General features: G+C 71.1%; 1 protein-coding gene. It reads left to right on the top strand.

Going from position 1 to position 1075, the window contains the following annotated elements; all coding sequences use genetic code 11:
- Positions 1–194 precede the first annotated feature (194 nt).
- Positions 195–1075: ABC transporter ATP-binding protein (locus COLINT_RS02180; protein ID WP_006722691.1), on the top strand; the 881-nt coding region annotated here is incomplete at its 3' end.

The raw sequence follows: 1075 nt of genomic DNA, 5'->3' as shown, positions 1-1075 counted from the left end.
GTTGTTCTACGCCGCCCCTGTCGCGTACGCGGCGGCGAGCGCCTGGGCCTGGTGCCTCGCTTGCCTGGCCTCCGGGTTCTGGTGCGCCTCGGAGGTCCGCGCGTGGCTGGGCGAGGGAGCCCGGGGCTTCGCGCCCCGGCGCGGGGACGTCCGGTCCCCGCTCGACATCTGATTTCGATAGAGGGGAGAATGCGATGGAACTCGAGCTCGATAGGCTCACCAAGCAGTACGGCCCGAAGATCGCGGTCGACCGGGTCAGCGCCCGGTTGGGGGCCGGCGTCTACGGGCTGCTCGGCGCCAACGGCGCGGGGAAGACGACGATCATGCGCATGATATGCGGCATCTTGCGCCCGACCTCGGGCGAGGTCCGCCTCGACGGGCGCCCGACCGCGGAGATGGGGGGCGAGTTCCGGGCGCGCCTCGGCTACCTCCCCCAGGACTTCGGGTACTACCCGGAGTTCACGGCGCTCGACTTCATGGAGTACATGGCCGCCCTGAAGGGCCTGGACTCCCGCGCGGCACGCACGCGCTCGCTCGAGCTGCTCGACCGGGTCGGGCTCGCCGGCGAGGAGCGCCGCCTCATCCGGACGTTTTCCGGTGGCATGAAGCAGCGACTCGGTATCGCCCAGGCGGTGCTCAACGACCCGGACGTCCTCGTGCTCGACGAGCCCACCGCCGGCCTCGACCCGAAGGAGCGGGTGCGGTTCCGCAACCTCATCGCGAGCTTCGCCGCCGACAAGGTCGTCCTGCTGTCCACGCACATCGTCTCCGACGTCGAGTGCATAGCCGACAGCATCCTGATGATGCGGGCGGGGTCCCTGATAATGCGGGGCGCCCCGTCGGAGGTCGTGTCGCGCGTCGACGGCATGGTCTGGGAGGCCCGCGTCCCGGCTCGGGAGGCGGATGAGCTGTCGACCGCGTCGCGCGTGGTCAACGTCCACCACATGGGGGACGGAACGGCCCTCGTCCGGTTCCTCTCCGGAGACGGCCCCTCCCGCGTGCCCGGCGCCGTCAGGGCCGAGCCCACGCTCGAGGACCTGTACCTGCACGTGTTCGACGAGAGCGGGGCGGAGGG

Origin of the sequence: Collinsella intestinalis DSM 13280, from assembly GCF_000156175.1 — a bacterium.
Classification (GTDB): domain Bacteria; phylum Actinomycetota; class Coriobacteriia; order Coriobacteriales; family Coriobacteriaceae; genus Collinsella; species Collinsella intestinalis.
Note: the sequence above shows the minus strand (reverse complement) of the source record. Positions and strands in the feature narration are given on the sequence as shown.